At 63.6% G+C, this 24,119-nt stretch carries 27 protein-coding genes; 9 read left to right on the top strand and 18 right to left on the bottom strand.

Going from position 1 to position 24,119, the window contains the following annotated elements:
• Nucleotides 1-23: 23 nt before the first annotated feature.
• The 3 genes from ACWGPT_RS06385 (at nucleotide 24) to ACWGPT_RS06395 (ending at nucleotide 2,312) form a co-directional block, all read left to right on the top strand.
• Nucleotides 24-428 carry an SRPBCC family protein gene (locus ACWGPT_RS06385; RefSeq protein ID WP_452604759.1) on the top strand — a complete coding sequence of 135 codons (405 nt, stop codon included), beginning with the start codon at nucleotides 24-26 and terminating at the stop codon, nucleotides 426-428.
• A 79-nt stretch (nucleotides 429-507) separates the two neighbouring features.
• Nucleotides 508-1,926 carry an alanine/glycine:cation symporter family protein gene (locus ACWGPT_RS06390; RefSeq protein ID WP_452604760.1) on the top strand — a complete coding sequence of 473 codons (1,419 nt, stop codon included), beginning with the start codon at nucleotides 508-510 and terminating at the stop codon, nucleotides 1,924-1,926.
• 29 nt (nucleotides 1,927-1,955) lie between these two features.
• Entirely contained in the window at nucleotides 1,956-2,312 is a 357-nt protein-coding gene (locus tag ACWGPT_RS06395; RefSeq protein WP_452604761.1) for a VOC family protein, read from the top strand.
• A gap of 62 nt (nucleotides 2,313-2,374) precedes the next feature.
• Here the strand turns inward: ACWGPT_RS06395 and ccoP are convergent, their stop codons facing one another.
• From ccoP to ccoN, 4 genes are read right to left on the bottom strand one after another with little or no spacing between them, the layout of a single operon-like run.
• Complete coding sequence (ccoP, locus tag ACWGPT_RS06400) at nucleotides 2,375-3,247, bottom strand: cytochrome-c oxidase, cbb3-type subunit III (RefSeq protein WP_452604762.1); 873 nt, start codon at nucleotides 3,245-3,247, stop codon at nucleotides 2,375-2,377.
• A gap of 3 nt (nucleotides 3,248-3,250) precedes the next feature.
• Nucleotides 3,251-3,403 (bottom strand): cbb3-type cytochrome c oxidase subunit 3, encoded by a 153-nt coding sequence (locus ACWGPT_RS06405; protein ID WP_452604763.1) that lies wholly within the window; start codon nucleotides 3,401-3,403, stop codon nucleotides 3,251-3,253.
• Nucleotides 3,404-3,413: 10 nt separating this feature from the next.
• Nucleotides 3,414-4,145 carry a cytochrome-c oxidase, cbb3-type subunit II gene (ccoO, locus tag ACWGPT_RS06410; RefSeq protein WP_452604764.1) on the bottom strand — a complete coding sequence of 244 codons (732 nt, stop codon included), beginning with the start codon at nucleotides 4,143-4,145 and terminating at the stop codon, nucleotides 3,414-3,416.
• 10 nt (nucleotides 4,146-4,155) lie between these two features.
• Complete coding sequence (ccoN, locus tag ACWGPT_RS06415; RefSeq protein ID WP_452604765.1) at nucleotides 4,156-5,778, bottom strand: cytochrome-c oxidase, cbb3-type subunit I; 1,623 nt, start codon at nucleotides 5,776-5,778, stop codon at nucleotides 4,156-4,158.
• A 206-nt stretch (nucleotides 5,779-5,984) separates the two neighbouring features.
• Between ccoN and ACWGPT_RS06420 the strand changes: the two genes are divergently transcribed.
• Nucleotides 5,985-6,470, top strand: coding sequence for a hemerythrin domain-containing protein (locus ACWGPT_RS06420; RefSeq protein ID WP_452604766.1), 486 nt, complete (start codon nucleotides 5,985-5,987; stop codon nucleotides 6,468-6,470).
• 3 nt (nucleotides 6,471-6,473) lie between these two features.
• Here the strand turns inward: ACWGPT_RS06420 and ACWGPT_RS06425 are convergent, their stop codons facing one another.
• The 7 genes from ACWGPT_RS06425 to ACWGPT_RS06455 form a co-directional block, all read right to left on the bottom strand.
• On the bottom strand, nucleotides 6,474-7,193 hold the full coding sequence (locus ACWGPT_RS06425; RefSeq protein WP_452604767.1) for a PAS domain-containing protein: 720 nt from the start codon (nucleotides 7,191-7,193) through the stop codon (nucleotides 6,474-6,476).
• A 122-nt stretch (nucleotides 7,194-7,315) separates the two neighbouring features.
• Nucleotides 7,316-8,251, bottom strand: coding sequence for a lipid A biosynthesis lauroyl acyltransferase (locus ACWGPT_RS06430; RefSeq protein WP_452604768.1), 936 nt, complete (start codon nucleotides 8,249-8,251; stop codon nucleotides 7,316-7,318).
• A 4-nt stretch (nucleotides 8,252-8,255) separates the two neighbouring features.
• Entirely contained in the window at nucleotides 8,256-9,284 is a 1,029-nt protein-coding gene (locus tag ACWGPT_RS06435) for a zinc-binding dehydrogenase (protein WP_452604769.1), read from the bottom strand.
• 60 nt (nucleotides 9,285-9,344) lie between these two features.
• Complete coding sequence (locus ACWGPT_RS06440) at nucleotides 9,345-10,631, bottom strand: beta-ketoacyl-ACP synthase (protein WP_452604770.1); 1,287 nt, start codon at nucleotides 10,629-10,631, stop codon at nucleotides 9,345-9,347.
• 10 nt (nucleotides 10,632-10,641) lie between these two features.
• Nucleotides 10,642-11,847: a beta-ketoacyl-ACP synthase gene (locus tag ACWGPT_RS06445; RefSeq protein ID WP_452604771.1), complete on the bottom strand. Its 1,206-nt coding sequence runs from the start codon at nucleotides 11,845-11,847 to the stop codon at nucleotides 10,642-10,644.
• Nucleotides 11,848-11,868: 21 nt separating this feature from the next.
• The gene (locus ACWGPT_RS06450; RefSeq protein WP_452604772.1) at nucleotides 11,869-12,342 is read right to left on the bottom strand and encodes a 3-hydroxyacyl-ACP dehydratase FabZ family protein; all 474 of its coding nucleotides are present in this window, start codon (nucleotides 12,340-12,342) and stop codon (nucleotides 11,869-11,871) included.
• 19 nt (nucleotides 12,343-12,361) lie between these two features.
• Nucleotides 12,362-12,640: an acyl carrier protein gene (locus tag ACWGPT_RS06455; protein WP_003502893.1), complete on the bottom strand. Its 279-nt coding sequence runs from the start codon at nucleotides 12,638-12,640 to the stop codon at nucleotides 12,362-12,364.
• A gap of 254 nt (nucleotides 12,641-12,894) precedes the next feature.
• Here ACWGPT_RS06455 and ACWGPT_RS06460 point away from each other — a divergent pair, with 254 nt between their 5' ends.
• Nucleotides 12,895-13,623, top strand: a complete 729-nt coding sequence (locus ACWGPT_RS06460; RefSeq protein WP_452604773.1) for a Crp/Fnr family transcriptional regulator — start codon at nucleotides 12,895-12,897, stop codon at nucleotides 13,621-13,623.
• An 8-nt stretch (nucleotides 13,624-13,631) separates the two neighbouring features.
• Here ACWGPT_RS06460 and ACWGPT_RS06465 read toward each other — a convergent pair whose 3' ends face one another.
• The 3 genes from ACWGPT_RS06465 to cobU form a co-directional block, all read right to left on the bottom strand.
• Nucleotides 13,632-14,591: a nucleoside hydrolase gene (locus tag ACWGPT_RS06465; RefSeq protein WP_452604774.1), complete on the bottom strand. Its 960-nt coding sequence runs from the start codon at nucleotides 14,589-14,591 to the stop codon at nucleotides 13,632-13,634.
• A 108-nt stretch (nucleotides 14,592-14,699) separates the two neighbouring features.
• Nucleotides 14,700-15,125, bottom strand: coding sequence for an EamA family transporter (locus ACWGPT_RS06470; RefSeq protein ID WP_452604775.1), 426 nt, complete (start codon nucleotides 15,123-15,125; stop codon nucleotides 14,700-14,702).
• 2 nt (nucleotides 15,126-15,127) lie between these two features.
• Entirely contained in the window at nucleotides 15,128-15,643 is a 516-nt protein-coding gene (gene cobU, locus ACWGPT_RS06475; RefSeq protein ID WP_452604776.1) for a bifunctional adenosylcobinamide kinase/adenosylcobinamide-phosphate guanylyltransferase, read from the bottom strand.
• A gap of 469 nt (nucleotides 15,644-16,112) precedes the next feature.
• On the opposite strand from cobU, the gene ACWGPT_RS06480 reads away from it, so the two are divergent.
• Both ACWGPT_RS06480 and ACWGPT_RS06485 read left to right on the top strand, forming a co-directional pair.
• Complete coding sequence (locus tag ACWGPT_RS06480; protein ID WP_452604777.1) at nucleotides 16,113-17,111, top strand: glycine betaine ABC transporter substrate-binding protein; 999 nt, start codon at nucleotides 16,113-16,115, stop codon at nucleotides 17,109-17,111.
• Nucleotides 17,112-17,302: 191 nt separating this feature from the next.
• Complete coding sequence (locus ACWGPT_RS06485; protein WP_452604778.1) at nucleotides 17,303-17,653, top strand: hypothetical protein; 351 nt, start codon at nucleotides 17,303-17,305, stop codon at nucleotides 17,651-17,653.
• A 69-nt stretch (nucleotides 17,654-17,722) separates the two neighbouring features.
• Here the strand turns inward: ACWGPT_RS06485 and ACWGPT_RS06490 are convergent, their stop codons facing one another.
• Together ACWGPT_RS06490 and ACWGPT_RS06495 are read right to left on the bottom strand one after the other, a co-directional pair.
• Nucleotides 17,723-17,881 carry an entericidin domain-containing protein gene (locus ACWGPT_RS06490; RefSeq protein ID WP_452604779.1) on the bottom strand — a complete coding sequence of 53 codons (159 nt, stop codon included), beginning with the start codon at nucleotides 17,879-17,881 and terminating at the stop codon, nucleotides 17,723-17,725.
• 123 nt (nucleotides 17,882-18,004) lie between these two features.
• Nucleotides 18,005-18,901 (bottom strand): LysR substrate-binding domain-containing protein, encoded by an 897-nt coding sequence (locus ACWGPT_RS06495; protein WP_452604780.1) that lies wholly within the window; start codon nucleotides 18,899-18,901, stop codon nucleotides 18,005-18,007.
• 199 nt (nucleotides 18,902-19,100) lie between these two features.
• Here ACWGPT_RS06495 and ACWGPT_RS06500 point away from each other — a divergent pair, with 199 nt between their 5' ends.
• Both ACWGPT_RS06500 and ACWGPT_RS06505 read left to right on the top strand, forming a co-directional pair.
• Complete coding sequence (locus ACWGPT_RS06500) at nucleotides 19,101-19,304, top strand: hypothetical protein (protein WP_452604781.1); 204 nt, start codon at nucleotides 19,101-19,103, stop codon at nucleotides 19,302-19,304.
• Nucleotides 19,305-19,495: 191 nt separating this feature from the next.
• The gene (locus tag ACWGPT_RS06505; protein WP_452604782.1) at nucleotides 19,496-20,524 is read left to right on the top strand and encodes a GlxA family transcriptional regulator; all 1,029 of its coding nucleotides are present in this window, start codon (nucleotides 19,496-19,498) and stop codon (nucleotides 20,522-20,524) included.
• A gap of 13 nt (nucleotides 20,525-20,537) precedes the next feature.
• Here ACWGPT_RS06505 and ACWGPT_RS06510 read toward each other — a convergent pair whose 3' ends face one another.
• Together ACWGPT_RS06510 and ACWGPT_RS06515 are read right to left on the bottom strand one after the other, a co-directional pair.
• A complete protein-coding gene (locus ACWGPT_RS06510; RefSeq protein ID WP_452604783.1) occupies nucleotides 20,538-21,374 on the bottom strand; it encodes a response regulator in 837 nt (278 codons plus the stop codon).
• Nucleotides 21,375-21,516: 142 nt separating this feature from the next.
• Nucleotides 21,517-24,030, bottom strand: a complete 2,514-nt coding sequence (locus ACWGPT_RS06515; protein ID WP_452604784.1) for a GcvT family protein — start codon at nucleotides 24,028-24,030, stop codon at nucleotides 21,517-21,519.
• Nucleotides 24,031-24,119: the final 89 nt, after the last annotated feature.

Raw genomic sequence — 24,119 nt, forward strand, 5'->3', positions numbered from 1 at the left:
CGCGAAATTCGGGAGGAGAATCGATGCCGACATCCGAGGCCCGCATCATCCACACCGGCATCGACCGGGACTGGCGGGAGGTATACGACTTCGCCTGCCAGCCCGCGAACATGGCGCGCTGGGCAGCCGGCCTTGCCGCGGGCCTGAGGCAGGAAGGCGAGGAATGGATCGGCGACGGCGGCCCGCTCGGCAATATTCGCATCCGGTTTGCGCCGCCGAACCCCTTCGGCGTCATCGACCACGACGTGACCCTCCCGAACGGGCTCGTAGTCCACAATGCCCTCCGAGTCGTGCGAAACGGGGATGGTGCGGAGGTCATGTTCACCCTGATCCGCCAGCCGGGCATGGACGATGCCGCATTCGCGGCCGATGCAGCAGCCGTTGCGCAAGACCTCGCGACCTTGAAGTCGCTGCTGGAGAAACGCTGACCACCGGGCTCGTGCCGCTTCCCAATCGGCCGGACCGCCCTACCATACGCATCATGTGTTTGCGTGTTGGGAGAGGTGTATGTCCGCGCTGATCAACGTCATCAACCTTGTGCTCTGGGAATATGTCCTGGTCTACGGGCTGCTCGCGGTGGGGCTTTACTTCACCATAAGGCTGAAGCTCATCCAGTTCCTGCACTTCGGAGAGATGTTCCGGGTGCTGAAGGGCGCCCCCACCGAGGACAAGGCCGGCATCAGTCCCTTCCAGGCGCTGACGGTCAGCCTCGCGTCGCGCGTCGGAACCGGAAACATCGCCGGCGTGGCCGTCGCCCTCTATCTTGGCGGACCCGGCGCGATATTCTGGATGTGGATGGTGGCGCTGGTCGGCATGGCCACCGCCTATTCCGAAAGCGCGCTCGCCCAGCTCTACAAGATCAAGAATGCGGAAGGCATGTATCGCGGCGGGCCCGCCTTCTACATCGCCCGCGGCCTGCGGGCGCCGTGGGCGGGTGGCATCTTCTCCGTCTGCCTCATCCTGTCGTTCGGCCTCGTGTTCAATGCGGTGCAGGCCAATTCGATCGCCGACGCCATGGAGGGCGCCTTCGGCTTTCCCAAGCTCGGCGTCGGCATCGTCGTCGCGATCCTTTCCGGCATCGTCATCTTCGGCGGGATTCGCCAGATTGCCCGCGTGGCGGAATTCGTCGTACCCTTCATGGCCGGCGCATACCTGCTGACCGCGATCTACGTCCTGATCACCAACTGGTCGGAGGTTCCGGGCGTCGTGAGCACAATCTTCTCCAGCGCCTTCGGCCTGCAGGAAGCTGCCGGCGGCGCCACCGGCGGCATCATGGCGGCCATGCTGAACGGCGTGAAGCGGGGCCTGTTCTCCAACGAGGCGGGCATGGGATCGGCGCCCAATATTGCGGCCGTCGCGACGCCCGAGCCGCATCACCCCTCCTCCCAGGGCTTCGTTCAGGCCCTGGGCGTCTTCATCGACACCATCCTCGTCTGCACGGCAACCGCGGTTATGATCCTGCTCTCCAGCGCGCTGGTGCCCGACAGCGGCGTCACCGGCACGCAGCTGACGCAGGCGGCGCTCAACGAGCATCTGGGCGGCTTCGGTTCCTATTTCGTCGCGATCGCGATCTTCTTCTTCGCCTTCACCTCGATCATCGGCAATTACTCCTATGCCGAGAATGCGATGACCTTTCTCGGGGCCGGCACCGGGATACCGATCATGATCCTGCGCAGCGCCGTACTGCTGATGGTCATCTGGGGAGCCTATGAGACCGTGACGAACGTGTTCAATGCGGCCGACGCGTCCATGGGCCTGATGGCGACCATCAACCTGATCGCCATCCTGCTCCTGTCGGGGACCGTCGCCAAGTTGACCAAGGACTACTTCGCGCAACGGAAGGCCGGACAGTCGCCGGTCTTCCACGCCGCAGACTATCCGGAACTCGCCGGCAAGATCGACAACACGATCTGGACCCGGGACTGATCGACCGCTTTTTCACGAAGGAGCATGATTTGGCCACGACCGAAGCCGACCAGAAGATCGACTATATCGAGTTCGACGTGAAGGACATCGAACGGGCGAAGCAGTTCTACGGCGACGTATTCGGCTGGACCTTCACCGACTACGGCCCCGACTATTGCGAGTTTCGCGACGGCCGGATCGCCGGAGGTTTCGCCCTCGCCCACACCGTCTCGCCCAAGGGCGGGCCGCTCGTCGTCATCTACGCCTCCGGCCTCGAGGAGACGCTGTCGCGGGTGGAAAAGGCCGGCGGCCATGTCTCGCGCCCGATCTTCGACTTCCCCGGAGGTCGTCGGTTCCACTTCGTCGACCCGGAGGGCTACGAACTGGGCGTGTGGTCTGATACCTGAAACGAAAAGGGGCCGCGCTTCGGCGCGGCCCCTGAAATCGACACGGAAGCCGAAGCCGCGGCTTACTCGCCGCCGCCCAGAGAGTGGACGTAGACGGCCAGTTGCTTGACGGTCTCGTTGCTCAGGCGGGTGCTCCACGCGGGCATGACACCGTGGCGCGGCGCCTGGATCTGCTGGGCAATCTCCGCCTCTCCCTCGACCTTCAGCCAGATGGCATCCGCCAGGTTCGGCGCGCCGAACTCCCGCATGCCCTCGCCGTTTTCGCCATGGCAGGAGGCGCAATTGTCGGCATAGAGCTGCTTGCCCGGCTCGATCATCGAGGCATCCCGCGGCGTGCCGCTGAGGCTGACCACATAGGCTGCCACCTGACGGACTTCCTGCGGCTGCAGCATGTCCATGAAGGCCGGCATTTCGGAATAGCGGGTATCGGGATCGACGCTGTCGCGAACGCCGTGCGCGATGGTCTGGTAGATGGCGTTGATGTCGCCGCCCCACAGCCATTCGTCGTCGTTCAGGTTCGGATAGCCCTGCCCGCCCGCGGCACCCGTGCCGTGGCACTGCACGCAGTTGACGCGGAAGGCGGAGGCGCCGCCTGCGGTCGCGAACTGGGCAAGCTGCGGATCAGCCAGGATTTCCTCCAGCGTGACCTTGGAGATCTTCTCCATGATGCCGCCCTGGGCAATGCGGGCGCCTTCCATCTCGTCGGCAAGGTCACCGCGGCTGGAATAGTTGAGGATACCCCGGGTGGCGTCGTTCAGAAGCGGCCAGGCCGGATAGAAGACCGTATAGCCGATCGCCCAGACGATCGTCGCGTAGAAGGTCCAGACCCACCAGCGCGGCATCGGGTTGTTCAGCTCGCGGATGCCGTCCCACTCGTGACCGGTGGTTTCGACGCCGCTGATTTCGTCGACATGCTTGTCGTGCTTGTCCGCCATCTATCAATCCTCCTTCAGAGGGATCTGGGCGGCATCTTTTGCAAGAGCCTTCGCGCCCGGGCGCAGGGTGAAAAGGATGACGCCGAGGAAGAACAGGGTCATGGCAAGCAGGGCCCAGCTGTCGGCGAACTGGCGGAGTGCCGTGTAGAGTTCCATCCGGGCCTCCTCAGCGATAACCGGCAGTGGCGTCATAGGTGGAGAAATCGACCAGCGTGCCGAGCATCTGGAGATAGGCGACGAGCGCATCCATCTCCGTGAGTTCGGCCGCGTTGCCGTCGAAGTCGCCGACCTTGGCCTTCGGGTAGCGGGCCAGCACGCCCGACGTATCCGCGTTCGGGTCGGCCTGCGCCTTCAGGTCGGCTTCGGCGTTCTCGAGCATCTCGTCGGTATAGGGCACGCCCACCGCGCGGTTGGCGCTCAGGTCCATGGCAACGTCGCTCACCTGAAGCGGCGTGTCCTTCAGGAAGGCATAGCCCGGCATGACCGATTCCGGCACGACCGAGCGAGGCTCGATCAGGTGCTGCACGTGCCATTCGTTCGAATAGCGGTCGCCGACGCGCGCGAGGTCCGGCCCCGTCCGCTTCGAGCCCCACTGGAACGGATGGTCGTACATCGATTCCGCCGCGAGGCTGTAGTGTCCGTAGCGCTCCACCTCGTCGCGGAACGGACGGATCATCTGGCTGTGGCAGACGTAGCAGCCTTCGCGGATGTAGATGTTGCGCCCGGCCAGTTCGAGCGGCGAATAGGGCCGCATTCCCTCGACCTTCTCGATCGTGTTCTCCAGGTAGAAGAGCGGCACGATCTCGACGATCCCGCCGATCGACACCACGAAGAGGGAGCCGACCAGCAGCAACGTCGCGTTGCGTTCGACGAATTTATGTTTGTCCAGAAGAGCCATTGTCCGCTCCTTATTCGGCCGGCTGGAGGGTCGCGGGCGCAGCGCCCGGAACCTTCTCCCGCCGCTCGTAGCCGAGGATTGTCATCGTGATGTTGAAGGCCATGATCAGCGCACCGGCGAGGTACATGGCACCACCGACCGCACGCAGCACGTAGTACGGGAACATGGCTGCGACCGACTCGGCGAACGAATAGACGAGGAAGCCCTGGTCGTCGTACTCGCGCCACATCAGGCCCTGCTGGACGCCGGCAACCCACATGACCGCCGCATAGACGACGATGCCGAGCGTTGCGAGCCAGAAGTGCCAGTTGACGAGCTGGATGCTGTAGAGGCGGTCCCGGTTCCACAGCTTCGGGACGAGGTAGTAGAGCGCGCCGAAGGTGATCATGCCGTTCCAGCCGAGGGCGCCGGAATGCACGTGGCCGATCGTCCAGTCCGTGTAGTGGCTGAGCGAGTTGACCGACTTGACCGACATCATCGGGCCTTCGAAGGTCGCCATGCCGTAGAATGCGACGGCGATGACCATCATGCGCACGACCGGATCGGTACGGATCTTGTCCCAGGCGCCCGAGAGCGTCATCAGGCCGTTGATCATGCCGCCCCACGAGGGCATCCAGAGCATGATCGAGAAGACCATGCCGAGCGTCTGCGCCCAGTCCGGCAGGGCCGTGTAGTGCAGATGGTGGGGGCCCGCCCAGATGTACATGAAGATCAGCGCCCAGAAGTGGATGATCGACAGCCGGTAGGAATAGACCGGGCGGTTCACCTGCTTCGGGATGAAGTAGTACATCATGCCGAGGAAGCCGGCGGTGAGGAAGAAGCCGACGGCGTTATGGCCATACCACCACTGCGTCAGCGCGTCCTGCACGCCGGCGAAGGCCGAATAGCTCTTCGAGCCCAGGAACGAGACCGGGACGGCAAGGTTGTTGACCACGTGCAGCATCGCGATCGTGACGATGAATGCGAGGTAGAACCAGTTCGCCACGTAGATATGTGGCTCCTTGCGCCTCAGGATGGTTCCGAGGAAGACGACGAGATAGGCGACCCAGACGATCGTCAGCCAGATATCGACATACCATTCCGGCTCGGCATATTCCTTGCTCTGCGTGATGCCGAGCAGGTAGCCAGTGGCGGCCATGACGATGAACAGCTGGTAGCCCCAGAAGACGAACCAGGGAAGATTGCCGCCGAAGAGACGCGCGCGCGACGTCCGCTGCACGACGTGGAAGGACGTCGCGATCAGGGCATTGCCGCCGAAGGCGAAGATCACCGCCGAGGTGTGGAGCGGCCGCGTGCGGCCGAAGTTGAACCACGGCTCGATGTTGAGGTCCGGGAAAGCCAGCTGCAGCGCCACGATGACGCCGACCAGAAATCCGACGATGCCCCAGAAGACCGTCGCGATGACGCCGTACTTGACCACGTCATCCAGGTATTCGGATTCGCGCGCGGCCTTCTGCGCTGCCGTGAGCGGGGCGAAGTTGGCCCGTCGCACCATCACGACCGTGCCCGCAAACAGGGCGAAGAAAAGCACCCACATATGCGAGGCGAAAAGACTGTCGTGGGCGAAAGCCACACCCAGCAAGGCCAAGAAAGCGCCGACCGCGAGGGCCAGTGTTTCTAGTGTATAGTTCATGTTGGACATCCCCCAACGGCGTGTTTCTATCCCCCACCAGTCCTCACGGCGGCTCGAATCTCTCGACGGCCGGACTCTCGGCGATTGTGCGCACCTTTGGCACCCGCGCGTAGCGGCGACCTTGACATGGATCAAGGCGGCCCAACTCTTCCTTGGTGAATCTCACCGACAGCGAAAAAATCGTGGCATCAGGCGAGGCGGAGAGAATGATTGAAAATCAGTCACATGGAGAACCTCGTCCGCAGTTTCCCTGTCGAGAGACGCTTCCCGACGCGGAACTGGTGGCGTGGCTGCGGAACGCCCATGCCGAACAGCTGGCCCTCTGTGACGAGTTGGAGGATATTGCCGATTCCCTCCCGGCCAAGGTCAGCAAGCAGAAATGCATCTATGCCGCCAAGACGCTCATCCAGATGGTTCAGGCCCACCATCGTTTCGAGGAAACCGTCCTCTTCCCCCGTGTGCATCAGAAGAACGCGGCCGCCGACAGCAGCGAGACCCTGTCACGGCTGAGATACGAGCATCTCGAGGACGAGGGCTATGCGGAGGAGCTGGCGGAGACCCTCCTGAAGCTGGGTTCCGATCGACCGGTCAACGTGGAAGCGCTGGGCTATATGCTCCGCGGCTTCTTCGAGGGAACGCGTCGGCATATCGCCTTCGAGCAGGCCCACCTGCTCAGGACGCTCGAGGGCTGATCGTCAGCCGGCGTTCCTGTGCCGACGACGGTCGGCCAGTTCCTGCATCACGACCATCGCGCCGAACTGCGTCCCCGCCTCGCTGAAGCAGGGCGACATCCGGCAGGATATGACGAGCGTCTGGCCGTCCTTCTGTTCCGCATAGGTGAGCGAGGTGCTTTCGCCCGCGAGGCATCGGTCGAGCGGAGCGCGCAGGTCGCACTGGAAATGATGCAGACCCGTCAGTTCGGCAAGATGCCTGCCGACCACCATCTCCTTCGGCAAGCCCATGCGCCTGGCATTGGTCTCGTTAGAATAGAAGACACGATAGCCGGGCACGACAACGAGGATGCGTTCCGGAATGCCGTCCAGCAGGGTCGGGTCGAGAAGCCCGCCGATCAGGTCCTCGCCTCGGACTGCCGGCTCTTCATTCGCTTCGGCCGCTGCGTCGGCGTCTGCGGCACGCTCTGTCTGGGGCGCGAGGTAGCGATCGACGAGCGTCTGCAGCAGGTGGCTGTTCCGCTGTACGCAGCCTTTGTCGTCGGCCTCGACCTTCAGGAGCGCGAGGGCGAAGTTGAACTGCGCCTGGATACCCGCCGCATCCGTCACCTGTTGACGGACGATCGCCTGAAGAAGCGGATCGATTTCCTGGTCGAGCGCACGCACGGTCGCGTTGTCGTCGCGATCCACGGCGTTCTTCAGCTTCTCGTACTTGGACCAGAAGAGGTCGATTAAAGCTTCCACAAACCACCTCTCCAGGAACGGAGATCCTCTCGCGTCACCCGGGCCGGACGCGCAGCACTGCCCATATAGGAACGCAAACTTGCGCGAGCATTGATCAATTCCTGCTCACGGGCAAGGCATGATCAGTTCGTTAGCGTCTTCTTGATCGCCCAGCGGTCGTGGTACCAGAGCCACTGGTCGGGATATTCCCGCACCCAGCTCTCGACCTTGTCGTTCAGCATCTGGGCCGTTGCATGTACGTCCACCGCGCCGCGTGCATCCCGCGGAACGTCGATCCTCGGCTCGATCTCCAGCCGATAGCGATTTCCGGGCAGGCGGATGCAGCGGGCCGGATAGACCTCCGCATCGAATTGACGCACCAGCTTTGCAAGCAGGGGGTTCGTCCGCACGGGCCTGCCGAAGAAGGTCGTGGTAAGCCCCCGACCGAACTTCTGGTCGACAAGCACGCCAACGCCCCCGCCAGCCTCCAGCCGGCGTGCCAGCGCAAAGGAAGAACCGGCATGCGAGGGCACGAGCTGCCCCATCCGGGCGCTGCGGAACGAGAAGACCTTCTCGGCGATATAAGGATTGTTCGGCGGCCGGAAGAGCACCATCACGTCGAGCCCGAAACTGTTGCCGGCGACGGGAAGCAGCTCGAAATTGCCGGTATGGGCCGTAAAGACGATGAACGGCCGGGGATTGTCGCGAAGGTCGAGGAAGATCGGGATGCCCGAGACCTCGATGCGGCCCGGCTCGGGCCTTTCCGGATCGAAGTCGAAGAGCCGGTCCAGGAAGACGTATTCCGCGGCGAGCCGGCCCATGTGGCCCCAGCTCGCAAGCGCGATCGCTTCCAGTTCGGCCTCGGACTTTTCCGGATAGGCATTGCGCAGATTTGTCATCATCAGCCGGTGCCGGCCGAGCCATGGCCCGATCAGGCGCGCGACCCGGTCCGCGAAATTGATCGCGGCATCCGCGGGAAGCAGCTTCAGCACGTTGAGGATCGCGAACACCGCGTAGGCAACCAGCCACTGCTGGAGGCGCCGCAGGCCGAGCACGATCCTCGTCAGGAACATCTTCAATGGATCAGTCCATCCGCAGGACGATCTTGCCGAAGACCTGGCGACCTTCCATCCGCTCCAGCGCGCGGTCGATATCGTCGAAAGTGACTTCCGTGTCGATCACCGGATGGACGACCCCGCGGGCCATCTTCTGCATGGCGTTCGCCATGTTCTCCATCCGGCAGCCGAAGGAGCCGAGCAGTTTCAGCTGCTGCTGGAAGAGCATCATCAGGTTCATGCTGGTCGATACGCCCGAGGTCGAGCCGCAGGTGACGAGCCGCCCTCCCCGCTTGAGCGACAGCATCGAGCCCGCCCAGGTATCGGCGCCGACATGCTCGAACACGACATCGACGCCCTTCTTCTTGGTGAGCTTGCGCACCACGCCCTCGAAGCGGTCGGTCCGGTAGTTGATGACGTGATCGGCACCCAGCGCCTTGGCGCGCTCGATCTTGTCATCGGAGCCGACCGTGGTGATGACGGTGCAACCGGTCTTCTTCGCAAGCTGTATCGCCGCAGTACCGATGCCGGAACCGCCGGCATGGACGAGGATCGTCTCGCCCGGCTCAAGCTTGGCATTGTCGAACAGCATGTGCTCGACGGTGCCGAACGTCACCGGTGCCAGCGCGGCGGCCACGGCATCGACGCCGGGCGGTGCCGGAACGAGCAGCCGGGCCGGCAGGTTCGCCTTTTCCTGGGCGAAGCCGTCCAGGTGGAAGCCATGCACGCCGGACACGTTTTCGCAAAGGTTGTCGCGCTTCTCGCGGCATGGCTTGCAAAGCCCGCAGGTGCGCGCGCCGTAGATCGACACCAACTGGCCGGGCAGGACATTGGAGACGCCGGGGCCGATGGCCTCGACGACGCCGGATGCTTCCGCGCCGATGGTCAGGGGCATCTTGCGCTTGGCGAACGCCATGCCGCGCCAGCCCCAGACATCGATATGGTTCAGCGCCACCGCCTTGACCCGAAGCGTGACTTCCCCCGGACCCGGTGCATCGGGTTCGGGAATGTCCACAGCCTCGAGCTTGCGGTCGTCGATCAGTTGCAGGGCGCGCATTACAGGTCTTCCTCCGCCCGAAGGGCGTTAAAGGTCGTCAGATGGGATTTGTGACGGTGTCTAAGCCGGTTCCAGCGTCATGACAAGGCTGGCATTCTGGCCACCGAAGCCGAACGAGTTCGACAGAACCGCATGGACCTGCTGGTCCCGCCGCTTGTTCGGCACCACGTCCAGCACGATTGCCGGATCCGGATTGACGTAGTTGATCGTCGGCGGAAGCGTGCCGGTCAGCATGGTTTGGATCGAGAATACCGCCTCGACGGCACCTGCCGCGGTCAACGTATGGCCGATCATCGACTTGTTCGACGACACCGGAATGTCCTTCAGCCGTTCGCCGAAAACCGCCAGCATGGAGCCGTACTCCATCTTGTCGTTCTCCGGCGTCGAGGTGCCATGGGCGTTTATGTAGCCGATGCCGCCTTCCTCCATCCCGGCGTCTTCCAGGGCAGCGCGGATCGTGGCGATCGCCGGCCCGCCGTCGGGAGAGGAACGTGTCCGGTGGAAGTGGTCCGCCTTTTCGCCGCATCCCTTGAGGATGCCGAGCACCTTGGCGCCACGGGCCACCGCGGATTCCAGCGATTCCAGCACCAGGGTCGCGGCCCCTTCGGCGATCACGAAACCGTCGCGGTCCTTGCTGAAGGGCTTGGATGCCTTTTCGGGCGGATCGTTCTGCGTCGAGAGCGCCGAGAGGAGCGAGAACCGGATCAGAGCTTCGGCGCTGACGGAACCGTCCGTGGCGACGACGAGCGATCGTTCGGTGCGCCCCTGCCGGATCGCCTCGACGCCGAGCTGGATCGCCGTGGCACCCGAGGCACAGGCCGTCGACAGCGTCACGGGAAGACCGCGGGTGCCGAACCTGTCGGAGAGACGCTCGGAAATCGAGCCGAACTGGACGGCCTCCAGGAAGGCCGGGTCCGGACGCTCGCGCATGGCGGCGAGGAACCGGTCATAGGCGTCCCCCTCGACACGTGACGGCGGCGCGCGGTCGGCAAGCGCGAAACGCGCCGACCATTCCGGCTCGACCGGCGGTGCGGCAAGGAAGAGCGGCCCTTCGAAATCTCCCGAAAGCCCGGCCTGTGCCAGAGCCTCGGTCGTCGTCTCGCGGGCAAAGGCGTAGGAGCGCTCGACCGAATTGTCGGCGGGAACGTCGATGAAATCGACGGTTCCGCTGATGCGCGTCGACAGGCCTTCCGTCGGGAAACGGGTGATCTTGTGGATGCCGGACGTGCCGGAGGTGAGCGCTGCCCAGTTGTCCTGCAGGCCCTGGCCCAGCGAGGTGATGACGCCCATGCCCGTCACGGCGATGATCGGGCGGCCCAGATGATCCTTGAAGCGGTTGTCGCTCATCGTTTTCTCCTCACGCGCTCGCCGAAAGGACCGCAAGGCCCTCGCCGCGCGTATAGCCGACCGTCGTCACCACCGCGCGCTGCGCGGGCGCCGGCATCGGCTGTTCTGCACCGGCATCGAACGGCGGCACGCGGAGGCCGCCTTCGAGAGCAAGCGCCGCGAGCGCCAGACCCAGCGGGAACTGCGCCTCCATGGCGTGGCCGGTGACCCCGCCATAGCCGCGCAAAGCGGCGCCCGGGAACTTTTGCGCCAGCACGTCGCGCTCGCGCGTCGATGGCTCGATCACGCCGCTCGCACCGGAAAAGACAAGCGTCTGGGAAGGGTCCGCCTCGCCGGCGAGTCCGGCAAGCCGCCCGAGCCGCTGCTCCAGTTTGCCGTCCTCGCGGCTGCCGCGGTCACCCTCGACGGCGTCGATGGTGGCATAGATGCGGGCGCCGCGGGCCTGCGCATGCGAGCGCGATTCCAGGACCAGGAAGGCTCCGACCGAACCCATGATCATTCCGCCGCCATTATCCGGCGAGCGCTGCCAGAGCGGGTGCCATTCACCGGTCGCATGGGCGCGGATGCCCTCGACAAGCAGGATGATGTCGGCGCGTTCGGCCACGAAGGCGCCGCCCACCAGCGAATGCGTGGACTGGCCGGACTTGATGCGATGAAAGGCGGTCTCGACGGCCGAGATGCCCGATCCTTCCTCGCCCATGAAGGTACGGGACGAGCCGGTGACCTTGTGCACGATCGAGATATTGCCGGCGAGAAGGTTCGAGAGCTGTGCGAGAAACAGCGTCGGGCGAAGTTCGGTCGTCAGCTTCTCGTTGAGCAGGGCCTCGCGATCGTTGCGCTTCAGCGCCTCGTCGACAATGAGGGAATCGACCTTGATGTCGCGCTCGCCACCGCCGGCGGCGACGATCATGTCCATGGAGGCGCAGGCATCCGCGTCCTCCTTCAGGCCCGCATCGTCAAGCGCCAGCCCGGCCGCAAACACGCCGAGCCGCTGCCAGTTCTCCATCTGCCGCTGGTCGCCGCGCTTCGGGATCTGCTGCGACCAGTCGATCTCCGGCATGGGATGGACGGGATAGGGCGCGAAGCGCTCGGCATCGATCCGCGGCGGCTCGACCTGCGAGGCCGACAGGAGCGCAACATGCGGTTCCTTGCCGACTCCGTAGCAGGTGACGATCCCGACACCGGTGATCACGACATCATTGTCAGACTTGCTCATCCTGTCCTCATTGCCTGGCGTTCACGCGCCAGCTTGAAGCGCGTCCATGAGCCCGACTTCTTCTGCACGCCTGCGAACGATATCGGCAAGCGGCACTTCGCTGAACGGCATGGTGCGCAGTTTCAGTTGCGCATCGCAGACCTTCTTGCCGCCCGAAGTTATCTTCGCCTTCGTGACGGCGTAGCCGGAACCCTCATGCTCCAGAAACGCCTCTATGTCGAGGACGGCTTCCGGCTCGACGAAGGAGCGCATCTTGGCACCGTCCACCGACATCAGGAACGGCATCGCCGCAAAATCGGTCGCGGCAAGAACCAGCATCCCGGAGGCCTGCGCCATCGTCTCGATCAAGAGAACACCGGGCACCAGGGGCATACCGGGAAAGTGACCTTCGAACACAGGGCTCTTTGCCGGAACGACCGACCGCGCTTTCAGCGTGCCGGTGGAAAGCTCGACAGCCTCCACCCGGTCGATCATCTGGAAATATTCAAGAAGCATGATGCCTGGGAACGGCGTCTCAGCCTTTCGCCGCCCTCAGTTCGTCGATCTTGGCGCAGAGGTTCTTGAGGACGAAATACTCCTCGGTCGAAACCTTGCCCTCGTTGACTTCCTGCGTCCACTGCTCGAGCGGAATCTTGATTCCGAATTCCTTGTCGATCGCAAAAACGATGTCGAGGAAGTCGAGGCTGTCGATGCCGAGGTCGTCGATCGTGTGGCTCTCCGGCGTGATCGTCTCGCGGTCGATCTCGCTGGTTTCCGCAATGATGTCGGCAACTTTGTCGAATGTAGCAGTCACGCCAATGTCCTCTGATATAACGATTCAGCGTCCCACATAGGGAAAACTGGGGCAAATGCCAATCCCCGTTGGCCCCGCCGGAACATTTGGCCTCCGACTGTTGCCGAAGGTGGCCGAGCCGTTTACGGTCCGGGCAAGGTGCAAAGTGTCGCAGCGACGTTTTCGCCAATTGTTGATTCAGATCAATCCGGTCCATTAGCAGTTGACCAAAATCAACTTCATATCGCAATCGCAAAACCGACCGAGGCAAACAGATGGACATGCAGATCAAGGAGACCCAGAACAGGGAAATCCCCGCCGTCTGCCGTTCCTGCGAGGCTCGGCACGGAGGCATTTGCTCGGCGCTCACGTCCGCGCAGCTTGCCGAACTGAGCAAGCACTCGTCACGCCGCAAGGTCGAGGCCGGAAACGAGGTGATCGGTCAGGGTGAGAGCATCACGTCCTACAGCAGCATCCTGAATGGTGTCGTGAAGCTGTCGAAGGTCATGGCGGACGGGCGCCAGCAGATCGTCGGCCTGCAGTTCGCGCCGGATTTCCTGGGCCGACCGTTTCTCGGGGAAAGCCGCATGAGCGCCGAAGCCGCCGTCGATACGGAAATCTGCGTGTTTCCTCGCCGCGCGATCGAGCGGCTCATGCATGATGCGCCCAATCTCGAGCGCCTCCTCCACAATCAGGCGCTCGAGGAACTGGACGATGCGCGCGACTGGATGCTGACGCTCGGGCGCAAGACCGCACAGGAGAAGGTGGCAAGCTTCCTCTGGCTGATCGCCAACCACAGCGATCCGGAGAAGGGCGACAAGAGCTTCTTCGAGCTTCCCCTCTCCCGCTCCGACATTGCAGACTTCCTCGGGCTGACGATCGAGACGGTGAGCCGGCAGATGACGAAGCTGCGCAAGGACGGGATCATCCAGATCGAGAACAACCGTCACATCACCGTGCCGGACCTCGAGAGACTGGCCGACGCGGCAGGCATCGACCAGTAACGCGCGGCTCAGGCAGCCCTGCCTTCGACAATGGCGGCCCGGATGACTTCGAGCACGCGATCGCCATCGACATCGGTGCATACGAGCTGGCTCGGGTGACCGTCCCAGTGACCGGGCGGAAATAGCTTGCCGTCCGGCTTCTGGATCGTCTGGCCATCGGCGATCCCGCCGCAGACGACCCGTACCGGCCCGCTGCGCGTCTCGAACAGGTGCGGAGCAACGAGATAGACGCAGGCGCAACTGTCGTGGATCACCATGCCGTCGCCGACGCGGTGCTTGTAGAACTCGATGTAGAACTGCGAGATATTGGACAGCAACTGCACCGCCTTGCCACCCACCGCCGCCATCTCGGACAGATAGCCGCTGGTCATCACCGTCTTCAGCGTTACGTCGAGGCCGACGACCGTGACGCGCCATGGCGCCGTGAAGACGAGGTCGGCCGCTTCCGGATCGCCATGGATGTTGGCCTCGGCCGCCGGGCTGACATTCCCGTTCAGCTCGAAGGCGCCGCCCATCACGATCACGTCCTTCACCAGCGCCGCGAAGTCCGGATCCGCCTTCAGCGCCAGGGCAAGATTCGTCATGCGCCCCACCGCAACCAGCGTCACTTCGCCGGGATTATCCCTGACCGTATCGATGATGAACCGCCAGGCGGGACGCGGGTCCGGCGCAGCGTTGATCTTCTCCGGCAGGTGAATGTCGCCGAGCCCGTTTTCGCCGTGAATGAACGTCGGCCAGTGTCCTTCCGGACGGGCGGGATCGAAGGTCACGCCGGCGCCCTGCGCGACCGGTGCTGCAATCCCCCATTCGTCCTTGAGGAAGAGCGCATTGCGCGTCGTAAGTTCGATCGGGGCATTCCCGAAGACGGTGGTCACCCCGATGAGATCGACCTCGGGATGCTTGTGGAGGAAAAGCAGCGCCATCGCATCGTCGATGCCCGGATCCGTATCGAATATGACCTTGTGCATGTTCATGCCTTGCAGAGTTGGAGAACTGGGACGGCCGGCACCATATCGGCGAATCGTCGCGATACAACCCGGTCGCGGCTTCCTCCCGGCGCCTGTCCGGCCCGGCGGCTAGAAGACCACCAGGGTGACGGCCCCGGCGGTGATCAGCAGGATGCCGAACCAGTGGGCGATACTCAGGCTCTCTCCGAGAAAAAGCACGGCGAAGATCGCGACGAGGACGATCGACAGCTTGTCGACCGGCGCGACCCTTGCCGCATCGCCCAGGCTGAGCGCCCGGTAATAGGCGAGCCAGGAGGCTCCGGTGGCAAGCCCGGAGAGCACGGGGAAAACCCATGTCCGTCCGGAGATGGTGGACGGCGCCTGCCACTGCCCGGTCGCAGCCACGATACCGGCCGTCACGACGAGAATGACCACCGTGCGGATCAGCGTCGCCATGTCCGGCGGGACGCCCGCGACGCCGAGCTTGCCGAAGATCGCGGTCAAGGCGGCGAAAACGGCCGAGAGCAACGCCCAGAAGACCCAACCCGTGGACATGGTTATCCCTTCATTCTTAGGGGGATTCCGGCAGCGACCAGGTAGACTTCGTCCGCGACCGCGGCGATCTGCTGGTGCAGCCTCCCGGCATGGTCCCGGAATTCCCGCGCCATCCTGTTCTCCGGCACGATCCCGAGGCCGACCTCGTTGGAGACGAAAATGAAATGTCCCCGCTTGCGCTCCAGATGCCGCACCAGCCCGGCCGATGCCTGCGGGATATCGGCCCCTGCCATCATGAGATTGGAGACCCAGAGCGTCAGGCAATCGACGAGGACGATGCGGTCCCCTGCCCCGACCTGCTCCAGGCACGTGACGAGATCGACGGGCGCTTCGTGGGTGGTCCACCCGGCGCCCCGGTCCTCGCGATGCCGGGCGATCCGTTCGCGCATCTCATCGTCGAAAGCCTGCCCCGTCGCCACGTAATGACGGTCCAGCCCGGCCTCGCCGGCAAGCCGTTCCGCGAAGGAAGACTTGCCCGAGCGGGCGCCGCCGAGCACGAGCGTCGCATGCGGGCTCATCGGGCAGTCAGCGTGAGGGATTGGATAAGGGCGGCTTGGAGCGCGGCAGCACAGGGGCTGAAAGCTCGGACGATTCGTAGATTCATGAGGCGTCCGCCTTGGTTCATCAGCGATGGGCTGCCGCACCTGAAAAGATGGGGGGCGACCGCATTATTGTCAATCATCGCCCACAGAACGGCCCTGATCATCAGGATACAAAGCGGCGGGTACGCACTACCTGACCCGCGCTCCGGCGAAGCAACCGTCCGCGAATGGATAATTAGCGTCACATCGTTACCGGAAGGTTATCCATCGCCCCCTGCTTTTTCGTTTTTGCCTACGACTGCACGGTGCGCGCCGCATTCGACGGCAACAACCGGTTGATTTCGGGCGCGCGAACCCTAGTGTGAAGGATGGCTGCCGGCGACGCGGCCACCCCTCGAGAGAATCGGCCGAACGCGGCAATGCCTGCAAGCGAGACAGTTTGTTGATGAACCGGCTTCCAGTCTATTTCGGCCCGCTGCTGGCAGCGATCTGGCTCAACGCAGGAACCGCGCAGGCCGCCTGCGGCGACATCTCCATCGCCGAGATGAACTGGGGATCGGCCGCGGTGGCCGCGAACATAGACGAAATCATCCTGGAGCGTGGCTTCGACTGCAATGTCACGCTCGTGCCGGGAGACACGATCCCGACCTTCACGTCCATGCTGACGACCTCCCAGCCCGACATGGCGCCCGAATTCTGGATCAATGCCGTGCGGGGACCTCTGGCAAAGGCGACGGCCGAGGAGCGCCTGATGCTGGGGGCCGAGATCCTCAAGGACGGCGCAGTCGAGGGCTGGTGGGTTCCGGCATTCATCATCGAGGCCCATCCGGAGATACGGACCGTGGATGACGCGCTTGCGCGGCCAGACCTCTTTCCCTCGCCCGATACGCCCGGCAAGGCGGCGATCCGCAGTTGCCCGGACGACTGGAGTTGCCAGGAAACCACCCGCAACCTCTTCAGGGCATTCGGCGCGGCGGAGAAGAATTTCGAACTTGTGGAGCCCGTGTCGGCGGAAGCGGTGGACGCCTCGATCGCCAAGGCATTCGAGACCGAGACGGGCTGGCTCGGCTATTACTGGGCGCCGACGGCCGCCCTCGGCAAATATCCCATGGCCAAGCTTTCCTTCGGCGTCAGGCACAACCAGGCCGAATGGGAAAACTGCACCTCCGTGCCGAATTGCGCCGCCCCGCAGAAGAACGCCTATCCCACGTCCCAGGCCTTCACCCTCATGACACCGGAATTTGCCGAGAAGGCCGCGCCTGCCATGGACTACATCAAGACCCGGCAGTGGTCGAACGCCACGATCAACCAGGCTCTCGCGTGGCAGGAGGAAAATCACGCGAGCAACCGGGAAACGGCGGAACACTTCCTCCGCACCCATGAAGACATCTGGTCGAAATGGGTCACCCCCGAGGTCAGGGACCGGGTCAAGGCCGCCCTCTGAGGACGATCGGGCGTCGGAGCCCGTCGTCGGCTCCCCCGCAGAACCCTCCGGGACCGCGATCGGCCTCGTGAATTGAACTCGCCATCCTCCCCGCCTATAGCGTCCATATGGAAACTCGCCTCCCGAACGACTCGGTCGGGCAATGTCGCGCGAGCACTGACGGCAGAAGCGTTCATCCGGAGGATGTAAGAATGAGCAACGTTGCCCCGATTGCCAATCGTGAAATGGTGGCAGAGAGCCTCTTGGGCCTGACGGAGGAAAACCGTTCCTGGCTTCAGCTCTTGATGGAGAACCCGGCCTCGGACGACGTGCTGCTCGCGGGCCTGCACCTCTATCTGGACCGGCAGGCGGAGGCTCGCTTCCTCAATTCCCTGAAGCTCGGAAGCTGCGGAGAATGGCTCGGCCAGAGCGCCCCGGCGCGCCTGCAGATCAGGCTGATGGAAGCCGCGAAGTCGAGCCAGCATGCGGCCCATGCCGCCTTCCGCGAAGGCCTTGCCCGATCCGAAGGCCTGGAGCGGGCCTTTCCGAAGGCGCAGATCTAGGCTCGACATCCCCATAACACAGGAAAGCCGGCTGGGAGCCGGCTCTCTGCGTGACGTTTCGTTCGTAAATCAACGTGCGGCGCGGTCGACACTCCGGCCCGCATCCTGCGTCGCATCGACGGCATTGGCCGTATCCTGACCCACACCGCGAATCGTATTGCCGCAGGAGCTGAGGGCAGCAGCCGTTAACAAGAGCGTGGCAATGACGGTTACTTTCTTGGACGTCATTCTCAAAGTCCTCCGATGGTTGCGGGTGCAAAGGCAAAAGTGACCTTCCGCCACACGAACGCCTCAATCGGAAAAAGGTTCAATCTATTGTGAACGTAGCGGCAAATTCACTCCGCTTCCTCGTCAGGCAGCGGCGCGGGTGATCTGGCCGTAGAAGGCCCTGATGCTCTCGGCGACCGCCTGGGCCGGCACGGCAAGTTGCGAACGCGTCACCAGCCGGACGTCGAAGGTGAATAGCTCCGGCAGGCCCTCCTGCGGGCCGAGAACGACCATGTCGTCGGACAGATAGGAGCGCGGAAACGGCGCGATGGCGAGGTCTGAGAGGACCGCCGCGCGTTGGGCCATCGTATGGGCGCTGGCATAGGCGATCCGATAGGGCCGCTTCTGCTTTTCGAGCTGGGTGATCGCCTCCTGGCGCCAGCAGCATCCCTCTTCCCAAACCGAGATCGGCAGGGGATCGCGCAGGTGCGCGTTGCCGCATTTCGCGCCGGTCCAGACAAGGCGTTCCGTATGGAGAACCTCCCCGACGCCAGTGAAGGACCGGGGAGTACAGTTGAAGAGCGCAAGGTCGAGCCTTTGCTCCTCGACACGCTTTCGCAGCGCGCCGCTCATGTCGACGGTGACATCCACCATGATGCTCGGAAACTGATCGGCGAAGCTCTTGAGGATGCGCGGAAGCAGGCGCTCGGCGATATCGTCCGGCGCACCGAGCCGCACGACGCCGCTCAGGTCCGGCATCATGAAGCGGGATACGGCCTCGTTGGAGAGCGCCAGCATCCGCCGCGCGTAGGATAGCAGGATCTCGCCGTTCTGCGTCAGGCTCACGGACCTCGCATCGCGGAGGAACAGCGTCGTCTTAAGCTGCTCCTCGAGCTTCTTGATCTGCATGGAAACCGCCGACGGCGTCCGGAGTACCACCTCGGCCGCAGTCGAAAAGTTTCCGGTCTCGGCAATGGCGACGAACGTCCGAAGGACGTCGTTGTCCAGTAATGGGAGCGGCGGTCGGAACGGAGCAGCCATGGCTCCCTCATCAATAAAACTTAACCTAACAACCATATCATTTCATTTGATTGAACGTCAATCGGGGCGCATCCTGCATCTACATACCGGGCCGGATGCCCACAAAGATCACAGAAATTCATCACTGCAATTCTTTCTACAACATTGATTGATGCATCCAGCCTGTCATCCTGCAAACCAATCCTGATGGAGGAAGACAATGGCCTCGATATCGAACATGGGACACGGCACCGGTGTCCAGTTACTGGCCGGACCCGCTCTGCGCCTGGCCCGCACTCTCCGCGAGGAGTGGGCAAAGCGCCGGACTGAACGCGTCCTCGCCGGCCTGCCGGCGGAGATCCGCAAGGACATCGGGTGGCCGACCCGCGACATGCCGGCCTCGAAGAATTTTCGCTGTGGCTGACCGCCGCTCGCCGCGCCGGGCGCATTCGCCCTACCCGTTCCGCAAGCGCTTTGCTCACACGGATGGGGATTGAACGAGAACGACGCCGGAAACGGAGGCGGGCGCAGCAGCCGCCCACTTCCCGGCGGCAATATTCCGTGCCACTCTCATCCGACCCCATCCGGGCAGGATGCCATCGCCGGAACATAGACATGAGCGTGATCACCAGCATTCCGTCGACAAAAAGGACACTGGTCTTCTTCCTTGTCCCGGAGTTCACGATGCTCCCCTTTTCCGCCGCGGTGGAAACGCTGCGGATCGCGAACCGCATGCTGGGCTATCGCGCCTATGACTGGCGCCTCTGTTCCGCCGATGGCCAGAAGGTTCTCTGTTCCGCCGGCATCGGCGTCGAGGTCGACACGTCGATCGCCCAGGAACGCAGGCATCTCGGCGACGAGAAGCGTCCGAACATGGTGCTCGTATGCTCCGGCATCGATGTCGAGGCCTACGACAACAAGAGCGTCAACGCCTGGCTTCGGGAAACCCATAACCGCGGCGTCGCCCTTGGCAGCCTCTGCACCGGCGCGCACATACTCGCCCAGGCGGGGCTCCTGGAGGGTCGGCGGTGCGCCATACACTGGGAAAACCTGCCCGGCTTCGCGGAAGCCTTCCCGCAGGCGGAAGTCTATGCCGACCTCTACGAGATCGACGGCAACATCTATACCTGCGCGGGCGGGACAGCATCGCTCGACATGATGCTCAACCTGATCGGCGAGGATTTCGGTGAGAACCTCGTCAGCCGCATCTGCGAGCAACAGCTGACGGATCGCGTCAGAAGCCCGCACGACCGCCAGCGGCTGCCGCTGCGGGCAAGGCTCGGCGTGCAGAACGCCAAGGTGCTTTCGATCATCGAGCTGATGGAAAACAATCTCTCCGAGCCGCTGTCGCTCCTGGAGATCGCCGAAGAGGCCGATCTTTCGCGTCGGCAGGTGGAGCGCCTGTTCCGCCAGGAGATGGGCCGTTCGCCCGCCCGCTACTATCTCGAGATCAGGCTCGACCGGGCCCGCCACCTGCTGGTGCAATCGGCCATGCCGGTTGTCGATGTGGCGGTTGCCTGCGGCTTCGTATCCGCGTCCCACTTCTCCAAATGCTACCGCGAAGTCTACAACCGATCGCCGCAGCAGGAGCGTGCGGGCCGCAAGCTCGCCATGGATTCCGCCAAGGCGAGCGTCGCGGCCTAGGCTGGCCCCAGGACTATGCCGCGACCGGCCGCTGATCGCCCCGCATCGAGCGGATCTGGATCAGCGTATCGAGGTTCTGGTTGACGCGACAGTAGAATTCCTCGTCGATGAAGGGCCGCAGCATGAAGTCGTTGCCGCCCGCCTTGAGGAAGCGCGCCGACAGGAGGCGGTTCGACGAGGAGGATACGCCGATGATGCGCAACTCGTGCGAACCGCGTACCGAACGGATGCGCCGCGTCAGCTCGAAACCGTCGATGTCGGGCATGTTGTAGTCGGTGACCATCAGGCCGATATCGCTGTTGGCCTTGAGGATCTCCAGGGCCTTCGCGCCGCTGTCGGCCGCGCTGACCCGAAAGTTGTAGCGCTTCAGGCGGCTCGTCAGCAGGGCCCGCGCCGTGGGGCTGTCGTCGACGATCAGCACGTGATGGCGATGGTTGGTTAGGAAGCGCGCGACGGATTCCGCCAGCATGTCCACGGCGAAGACATTGTCCTTGATGATGTAGTCGACGATGTCCTTGGCGAGGAGCTGGTCGCGCATTCCCTCGTGGAAGGTGCCGGTGAACACGATGGTCGGGATCGACAGGTCCACCAGGTATTCCAGCGCCTCCCCCTTCTCGGCTCCCGGCAGGTTGATATTGGATATCGCCAGCGTCACCGGTGTCGGCGAGCGGTCGTAGGCCAGCTGCAACTCCTCGAAATTGCGGCAGATCTCGACCTCGATGCCGAACAGCTCCTTGAGGCGGCTGCCGATCATCGACGTGAAGACGTTCGAATCCTCGGCAAGCAGGATGCGCGAGTCCGCAAGAGATTGGCCGGAATACTGCATTCCGGAAATGCCAAGGAAAGTCATGATGCCCCTTCAGTGGTTACTGCCCCAAGTTGGAACAAGATAACAGGGCGCGTTTGCATAACCGTTAATTCCCGTAGCCAAGTTGTTGCCGCAAGACGAAAAACCCGGACGACCGTTTTCATGTTGGGACGCAACCCGACGTCTAGGAACGAAGCGAGATATTCTCCGGATCATGGGGGCTCTCGGGCACGACGGTGGCATCGTATAGATCCCCGAGGATCCTGATCTTCAGCCGCGTGCCTTCGCCGGCGTGTTCCGGCTTTACCATGGCGAGCGCCAGGGACTTGCCGACACGCCATCCGTATCCGCCGCTCGTGGCGCGTCCGACCAGTTCACCGGAAAGATCGTAGATCGCTTCCGAGCCGCGTGCATCGACATCCCGGTTGCCCTCGACCACGAGCGTCACGAAATTCCACTTCAGCCCCCTCTCCCTGTAGGCGAGCATCGCATCGCGGCCGATGAAGGACTTCTCGGGCTTGAGGAACCGGTCGAGCCCGGATTCGTAGGCATTGTATTCGATCGACAGCTCGCGCCCCATGTTGCGGTAGGACTTCTCCACCGCCATGGCGCTCATCGCCCGGATGCCGAACGGCCTGATACCGAACTCCGCGCCGGCCTCCATCAACCGGTCGAAGATATAGGCCTGCATCTCGATGGGATGATGGAGCTCCCAGCCGAGTTCGCCCACGAAGTTCACCCGTAGCGCATGCGCCGTGGCGACACCGACGGAGATCTGCCTGGCGGTCAGCCACGGAAAGTCCCGGCTCTCGAGGCTTGTCCGGGTGAGCTTCCTCAACACGTCGCGGGACTTCGGACCGGCCAGCACCAGAACGCCATATTTCTGCGTGATCGGCTGCAGGACGACCGAGCCGTCCTTCGGCGCAAGTCGCCAGAGAAGGTCGTGGTCATGGGCTTCGAGCCCTCCCGCCGATACCAGGTAGAAGCGCCCCGGCGCCCATTCGTAGACGGTGAATTCGGCCCGGACACCACCGGCGGGCGTCAGGATGTGGGCAAGCGCTATTCGTCCCCGCTTGCCGGGAATGGCGTTGGCGAGGATCGACTCCAGCCAGGCGCGCGCGCCGGGGCCGGAAACCTCCATCTTGGCGAAGGGCGACATGTCGAGCACGCCGACGTTCTCGTGCACGTTCAAAACCTCGTTTCCGACGTGCTCGAAGTAGTTGGAGCGGCGGAAGGACCACTTCTCCACGATCCGCCCGTCCTCGAGCGGCGGCGCATGATTGTGGCTGGTGATCACGTCCGCCCCGACGCCCAGCTGGTCCTTCGGGACCTCGTAGCCTTCCGGTGCATACCAGTTGGCGCGCTCCCAGCCGTAGACCGAACCGAAGACCCCGCCGCGAGCCTTCAACCGGTCGTAGACGGGCGTGACCTTCAGCGGCCTGGCGGCGGCGCGCTCCTCGTCCGGGTAATGCATGGTGAAGACGTTGGCATAGGCTTCCTCTGTCTTCGCGATGAGATAGCCCTCGGTGGTGTAGGGGCCGAACCGGCGGGGATCGACGCCCATGAGGTCGACCGTCGGCTCGCCGTCAACGATCCATTCGGCGAGCTGCCACCCGGCGCCGCCGGCGGCCGTGATTCCGAAGGAATGCCCCTCGTTCAGCCAGAAATTGGTGAGGCCCGGCGCCGGACCGACGATCGGGTTGCCATCCGGCGTATAGGCGATCGCGCCGTTGTAGACCTTCTTGATACCGACTTCCCCGAAGGCCGGAACGCGGGCGATGGCCGTCTCGATATGCGGCATCAGCCTGTCCAGGTCCTCCTGGAAAAGCTCGTATTCGCTTTCCGGCGAGGGACCGTCGAGATAGCAGACCGGCGCTCCCACCTCGTAGGGCCCGAGCAGCAGGCCGCCAGCCTCCTCGCGCATGTACCAGGCGCTGTCGGCTTCCCGCAGCACTCCCATTTCGGGCAGTCCCTTCCTGCGCCGCTCCTGGATCGCGGGATGCGGCTCCGTGACGATGTACTGGTGCTCGACCGGCAGGACCGGGATATTGATGCCGACCATCTCGCCGGTCTTGCGGGCGAAGCTTCCGGTGCAGGAGATGACGTGATCGGCGATGATCTCGCCCTTGTCCGTCGTCACCTTCCAGAGACCATCCGGCTGCTGCTCGATCGCGGTGACGGCCGTGTTCCGGTAGATCGTGGCGCCGCGGTCGCGGGCCCCTTTTGCCAGCGCCTGGGTCAGATCGGCCGGCTGGATGTATCCGTCGTCCGGATGCTGGATTGCGCCGAGCAGGCCGTCCGTCTCGCAAAGCGGCCAGATCTCCTTCACCTCGTCCGGCGTCAGGATGTTGACCTTGACGCCGATCGTCTCGGCGATGCCGGCATAGTACATGAACTCGTCCCAGCGGTCCTTCGTCCGCGCAAGGCGGATGTTGGAGACACGCGAGAAACCGACATTCATGCCGGTTTCCGCCTGAAGCTCCTCGTAGAACCGGACCGAATACTTGTGGAGCTGGCCGACGGAATAGGAAAGGTTGAAGAGCGGCAGGAGGCCGGCCGCATGCCAGGTGGAACCGGACGTCAGTTCCTTGCGCTCGATGAGGACGCTGTCGCCCCAGCCCTTCTTCGCCAGGTGATAGAGCGTCGAAACGCCGACCACCCCGCCGCCGATGACGACGGCCCGCGCATTTGCCTTCATCTAACCCGCCCCTCGCGTTGACCGCCGTTGGAACGGCGGCTCATGATCTGTGAACAGGACTATGCCGTTCCTGCCCGCAGACCAGATGC

It is taken from the genome of Pseudorhizobium sp. NPDC055634 (assembly GCF_053618655.1).